This window comes from Mesorhizobium sp. M7A.F.Ca.CA.004.12.1.1 (assembly GCF_003997835.1).
In the GTDB taxonomy this organism is placed as follows: Bacteria; Pseudomonadota; Alphaproteobacteria; order Rhizobiales; family Rhizobiaceae; genus Mesorhizobium.
In genome coordinates this window covers 1-694 of the sequence record NZ_RZRK01001402.1, presented here as the reverse complement: position 1 = coordinate 694, position 694 = coordinate 1, and the positions used below count along the sequence as shown (strand labels likewise).

At 64.7% G+C, this 694-nt stretch carries 1 protein-coding gene and 1 pseudogene; both read left to right on the top strand.

The window, feature by feature from the left end; genetic code table 11:
* Positions 1-564, top strand: a 564-nt coding sequence (locus tag EN984_RS36685) for an ABC transporter permease subunit (protein ID WP_127384458.1), incomplete at its 5' end; no start/stop codon positions are given.
* A pseudogene (locus EN984_RS39280) lies at positions 561-694 on the top strand (choline ABC transporter ATP-binding protein); the annotation flags it as partial. The gene EN984_RS36685 and the pseudogene EN984_RS39280, both read left to right, overlap by 4 nt.

The following is a 694-nucleotide window of genomic DNA, read 5'->3' as shown; positions in this document are numbered from 1 at the left end:
GTAGAGACACTGGTGCTGGTGGTTGCCGCCGCCGCCGCCTCGATGGCCATCGGTGTGCCACTCGGTATCTGGGCGGCGCACAAGCCGAAGGTCTATCGCGTCATGCTGCCGGTGCTCGATTTGATGCAGACGCTGCCGACCTTCGTCTACCTCATCCCGGTGCTGACGCTGTTCGGCCTCGGCAATGCGCCCGGCCTCATCGTCACCATCATCTTCGTCATCCCGACCGCGGTTCGTCTCACGCATCTCGGCGTCGTCTCGGTGCCGAAGTCGATCGTCGAGGCCGGCGAGGCGTTCGGCGCCACCAAGAGCCAGTTGCTGTGGAAGGTGGAGCTGCCCTCGGCGCTGCCCACCATCATGGCCGGTCTGACGCAGTGCATCATGCTGTCGCTATCGATGGTGGTGTTTGCCGCACTGATCGGCGCGGGCGGCCTCGGCACCGAAATCAACCGGGCGCTGGGTTCGCGCAAGATCGACCTCGGGCTTGAGGCGGGCCTCGCCATCGTCGTTTTGGCCATCGTGCTCGACCGGATGACCCGCATCGCCGTTGGAGGCAAGAAATGACCGTCGCCGTCGATTTCCGGAACGTCGATATCGTCTTCGGCGCCGACCAGGCCGGATCGCTGAAGATGATCGACGCCGGAGCCAGCCGCGCCGAGATCCTCGAAAAGACCGGCAATGTACTGGGTTGCGC